The organism is Phenylobacterium sp. (assembly GCF_041920015.1).
Classification (GTDB): Bacteria; Pseudomonadota; Alphaproteobacteria; order Caulobacterales; family Caulobacteraceae; genus Phenylobacterium.
In genome coordinates this window covers 1-4,605 of record NZ_JAYRST010000132.1, presented here as the reverse complement: position 1 = coordinate 4,605, position 4,605 = coordinate 1, and the positions used below count along the sequence as shown (strand labels likewise).

Here is a 4,605-nt window from a genome sequence, read left to right as displayed (position 1 = left end):
AGTACCGGGTTCAAGCCGGTGACCTGCTGGTCGTCGAAAAGCTCGACGGTGAACCCGGTGCGGAAGTCGCGTTCGGCGACGTCCTGATGCTGGGCGACGGCGAGGCCGTGACGGTCGGCGCCCCGCTGGTCGACGGCGCGAAGGTCTCCGCCACCCTGATCGAAACCCGCAGGGGCGAGAAGGTGAAGATCTTCAAGAAGATCCGCCGCCAGGGCTATCGTCGCACCCGCGGTCACCGCCAGTCGGAAACCGTGCTGCGCGTCACCGCCATCGACGGCGCCGGCAAGTCGGCCAAGTGGGACGGCAAGGTCGACCTGACCTCGAAGGCCCTGCTGGACGCGCGCGCGCGCAACCTGAAGAACGTGGTCGCCGAGCTGGAAGCCGCTGCGGCTCCGGTCGCCGAGGCGCCGGCCAAGAAGGCCGCGCCGAAGAAGGCCGCCGCACCGAAGGCCGAAGGCGAAGCGAAGGCTGCGCCGAAGAAGGCCGCCAAGACGTCCGACGACGCCGCCGAATAAGCGCGTCCCAGAAGAGTTAGGAGAGAGCTATGGCTCACAAGAAATCCGGCGGCTCCTCGCGCAACGGTCGCGACTCGGCTGGCCGTCGCCTTGGCGTCAAGAAGTTCGGCGGCGAAGCCGTCGTCGGCGGCAACATCATCGTGCGCCAGCGCGGCACCAAGTTCTTCGCCGGCGAGAACGTCGGCATGGGCAAGGACCACACCCTTTTCGCCACCGCCGCAGGTTCGGTGAAGTTCGTCACCAAGCGTGACGACCGCACCTACGTGAACGTGGTCGTGCCGCAAGCGGCCGAATAATCAGGCGAACCTCTTGAAACCGGGTTCGCCGTAAGGCGATCCGGGCAGGAAGCTTCCGAGGGGGAGTCCGGACCGCCGGACTCCCCCTCTTCGTTTTCTGCAACAGGCCCCCAAAAGAGGGCCGGGAGGTACGCAATGTGCGCGATCGAACTGGAGCCCGTCATCACCACGCAGCGTCTGCGGCTGCGTAAGCCCCGCCGCAGCGACGCAGCCCAATTGGCGACCTACGCCAACGACTTCGACGTGGCGCGCATGACCACGGCCATGCCCTATCCCTATGGCGTGGACCACGCCGAGGGCTTTCTCGAGAAGGCCAGCGAGGCCGATCCCGCCAGCGAGGCGGTGTTCGTCATCGACCATCCCGAGCATGGGGCGGTCGGCGTGCTGGGCTTCCATACCCAGGACGGCGGCGAGTGCGAGATCGGCTACTGGCTCGGCCGGCCGCACTGGGGCGAAGGCTTCGCCACCGAGGCGGCGCAGGGCGCGCTGGTCTGGGCCCATCGCACCTGGGGCCGGCGCTACATGCGCGCGGGCCACTTCGCCGACAACCCGGCCTCGGGCCAGGTGCTGTGCAAGGCCGGCTTCCTCTACACCGGCGACGTCGAACTGCGTAGCAGCGTCGCCCGCGGCGGCCAGCCGACCCCGACCCGCATGATGGTCTGGCTGGCCTGATCCACCCGTCATCCCCGGCCGGAGCGGAGCCGAAGGCCGGGGATGACGACCTTCGGGCCACTCCGCCCTCGACCTGCGTCCTTCTGTGCTACAAAAGGCCCCGATGAAGTTCCTCGACCAGTGCAAGATCTATATCCGCTCCGGAAACGGCGGCGGCGGCGCTGTGTCGTTCCGGCGCGAGAAGTACATCGAGTACGGCGGCCCAGACGGCGGCGACGGCGGCAAGGGCGGCGACGTCTGGATCGAGGCGGTCGACGGGCTGAACACCCTGATCGACTATCGCTACCAGCAGCACTTCAAGGCCGGGACCGGCATCCACGGCATGGGCCGCAACCGCCACGGCGCGGCCGGCGAGGACGTGGTGCTGAAGGTGCCAGTCGGCACCGAGATCCTCGACGAGGACAAGGAAACCCTGATCGCGGACATGGATGTGGCCGGCAAGCGCCTGCTGCTGCTGAAAGGCGGCAACGGCGGCTGGGGCAACGACCGCTTCAAGGGACCGATCAACCAGGCGCCGCGCCACGCCAATCCCGGCCAGGAAGGCGAGGAGCGCTGGATCTGGCTGCGGCTCAAGCTGATCGCCGACGTCGGCCTGGTCGGCCTGCCCAACGCCGGCAAGTCGACCTTCCTGGCCGCGGCCAGCGCCGCCAAGCCGAAGATCGCCGACTATCCCTTCACGACCCTGGCCCCCAACCTCGGCATGGTCGACCTGTCGCCCAGCGAGCGCTTCGTGCTGGCCGACATTCCAGGCCTGATCGAAGGCGCCTCTGAAGGCGCAGGCCTGGGCACGCGCTTCCTCGGCCATGTGGAGCGGACCGCGGTGCTGATCCACCTGGTCGACGCCACCCAGACTGACGTGGCCGAAGCCTGGCGCACGGTGCGCGCCGAGCTGGAGGCCTATGGCGAGGACCTGGGCGACAAGACCGAGATCGTCGCCCTCAACAAGATCGACGCCCTGGACGACAGCGTCATCGAGATGCAGCGCGAGGCGCTGGAGGAGGCGGTCGGCGGCAAGGTGCGGCTGGTCTCGGGCGTCTCGGGCAAGGGCGTGACCGAACTGCTGCGCGAAGCCTATGGCATGGTCCGCGACCGCAAGGCGCAGATCGCCGAGGAAGAGGCCGAGCAATCGGGCGGCGCAGGCTGGACGCCGTGAACGAACTGGCCGCCGCCAAGAAGGTCGTCGTCAAGGTCGGCTCGGCCCTGGTGGCGGGAGAGGCCGGACCCGATTCAGCCTGGCTCACCGCCTTCGCCGCGGACCTGGCGCGGCTACGCGCCCGCGGCCAGCAGGTGCTGGTGGTCTCGTCCGGAGCGGTGGCGCTGGGCCGCCGGCGGCTGGGCGTCGGCCGCCGCAAGCTGACCCTGCCGGAAAAGCAGGCCTGCGCGGCGGCCGGGCAGTCGGCGCTGATGCGGGCCTGGGAAGAGGCGCTGGAGCCGCATGGGATCGCCGCCGCCCAGGTGCTGATCACCCGGGACGACACCGAGATCCGCCGCCGCTGGCTGAATGCGCGGGCGACGCTTTCGACCCTGCTGGCGCTGGGCTCGACGCCGGTCATCAACGAGAACGACACGGTCGTCACCGAAGAGCTCCGCTACGGCGACAACGACCGGCTGGCCGCGCGCGTGGCCCAGATGATGGGGGCCGAGGCGCTGGTGCTGCTGTCCGACGTCGAGGGGCTCTACACCGCCGACCCGCGCAAGGACCCGGCCGCCCGGCATCTGCCGCGGATCGCGCACCTGACGCCGGAGATCGAGGCCATGGCCGGGGGCGCCAACGCCGCGGCCGGGGTCGGCACCGGCGGCATGGCCACCAAGATCATGGCCGCGCGCATCGCCCAGTCCGCAGGCTGCGCCACCATCATCACGCTCGGCCGCCGCCCGGCGCCGCTGGCCGCCATCGAGGCCGGCGAGACGGCCACGGTGATCGAGCCTTCAGTCTCGGCGGCCGCGGCCTACAAGGCCTGGATCGCCGGGTCGCTGGCGACCGCCGGGGCACTGGTGGTCGACGAGGGGGCGGCGCGGGCGCTGGCCGGCGGCAAGAGCCTGCTGGCCGCTGGGGTCAAGGCGATCTCAGGGCGGTTCGACAAGGGCGATGCGGTGCTGATCGCCGACGAGGCGGGGCGCGAGATCGGCCGTGGCCTGGCCCGCTACGACTCGGCCGACGCCGAGAGGATTCGCGGCCTGAAGTCCAGCGCCATCGAAGGCGTACTGGGCTTCAGCTACGGCCCGATGGTCCATGCCGACGACCTGGCGCTGGCGGTGCGGGCGCCGGCCTGAACATCTGCGGATTTGCGACGGGGCTTCAAGGAGCCTAGTAAACCTCAAACCGAGCATTAGGGCGCAATGGACGACGCGGCGGCGAGAACCAAGATCGGCACGAGCGTGGGCAGGCTGGAGGCTCTGACCGCCGGCATGCCGATCCCGTTCGGCGGCGACCGCGTGGCCTATGTCTCCGAAGCTCTGGCCGGCGCCTTCAAACCTGGCGACCGGCTGGTGGTGGTGCAGGAGAGCGGCGACCTGCTGCATGTGCCGGCCGCCGTCCAGGCCATCGCCGCCGGCGCGGTCGGCCGCGCCCACGCCGCCTTCGGCAAGCTGGCCGAGGTGTCGGATGCGGCGATCACCCGCTTCTTCGAGGCTTTCGCCGCCAATCTGGCCGACGACGGCGCCTGGAACGCCATCGCCAAGGCCAATTCAGACGATGTCGAACGGGCCAGGGCGCGCGGGCGCTCCACCACCCGCCTGGCGGTCAGCGAGGCGATGCGCGCCGACATGATCGCCGGCCTGCGGGTCTGGCGCGACACCGAGGGCGGACGTGGGCGCATCGTCGAGCAGGTGGTCCACGAAGGCTGGCGCGTCGATCAGGTCGCAGCGCCCCTGGGCGTGGTCGGCTTCGTGTTCGAGGGCCGCCCCAATGTCTTCGCAGACGCCACCGGCGTGCTGCGCACCGGCAACACCGTAGTCTTCCGCATCGGGTCCGACGCCCTGGGCACCGCGCGCGCCATCGTCGAACACGCCCTGGACCCGGCCCTGGAAGCCGCCGGCCTGCCGCCCGATTCGGCGGCCCTGGTCGACAGCCCCGAGCATGCGGCCGGCTGGGCGATGTTCTCCGATCCGCGCCTGGCCCT

At 70.3% G+C, this 4,605-nt stretch carries 5 protein-coding genes and 1 pseudogene; all 6 read left to right on the top strand.

The window, feature by feature from the left end:
• On the top strand, nt 1-515 hold a 515-nt coding region (gene rplU / locus ACE3TL_RS16620), incomplete at its 5' end, for a 50S ribosomal protein L21 (protein ID WP_374579772.1).
• Nucleotides 516-544: 29 nt separating this feature from the next.
• Complete coding sequence (gene rpmA / locus ACE3TL_RS16615; RefSeq protein WP_374534597.1) at nt 545-811, top strand: 50S ribosomal protein L27; 267 nt, start codon at nt 545-547, stop codon at nt 809-811.
• 135 nt (nt 812-946) lie between these two features.
• Nucleotides 947-1,483, top strand: a complete 537-nt coding sequence (locus ACE3TL_RS16610; protein ID WP_374579771.1) for a GNAT family N-acetyltransferase — start codon at nt 947-949, stop codon at nt 1,481-1,483.
• Nucleotides 1,484-1,586: 103 nt separating this feature from the next.
• Complete coding sequence (gene obgE, locus ACE3TL_RS16605) at nt 1,587-2,636, top strand: GTPase ObgE (protein WP_374579770.1); 1,050 nt, start codon at nt 1,587-1,589, stop codon at nt 2,634-2,636.
• Complete coding sequence (proB, locus tag ACE3TL_RS16600; protein ID WP_374579773.1) at nt 2,624-3,757, top strand: glutamate 5-kinase; 1,134 nt, start codon at nt 2,624-2,626, stop codon at nt 3,755-3,757. The genes obgE and proB overlap by 13 nt, the downstream gene beginning before the upstream one ends.
• Before the next feature lie 66 nt (nt 3,758-3,823).
• Nucleotides 3,824-4,605 (top strand): annotated as a pseudogene (locus tag ACE3TL_RS16595) (glutamate-5-semialdehyde dehydrogenase); the annotation flags it as partial.

What these genes read in the sequence shown, in the direction of transcription:
- rpmA (WP_374534597.1), top strand. Translation starts at nt 545, where the DNA reads ATGGCTCACAAGAAATCCGGCGGCTCCTCGCGCAACGGTCGCGACTCG.
- ACE3TL_RS16610 (WP_374579771.1), top strand. Translation starts at nt 947, where the DNA reads ATGTGCGCGATCGAACTGGAGCCCGTCATCACCACGCAGCGTCTGCGG.
- obgE (WP_374579770.1), top strand. Translation starts at nt 1,587, where the DNA reads ATGAAGTTCCTCGACCAGTGCAAGATCTATATCCGCTCCGGAAACGGC.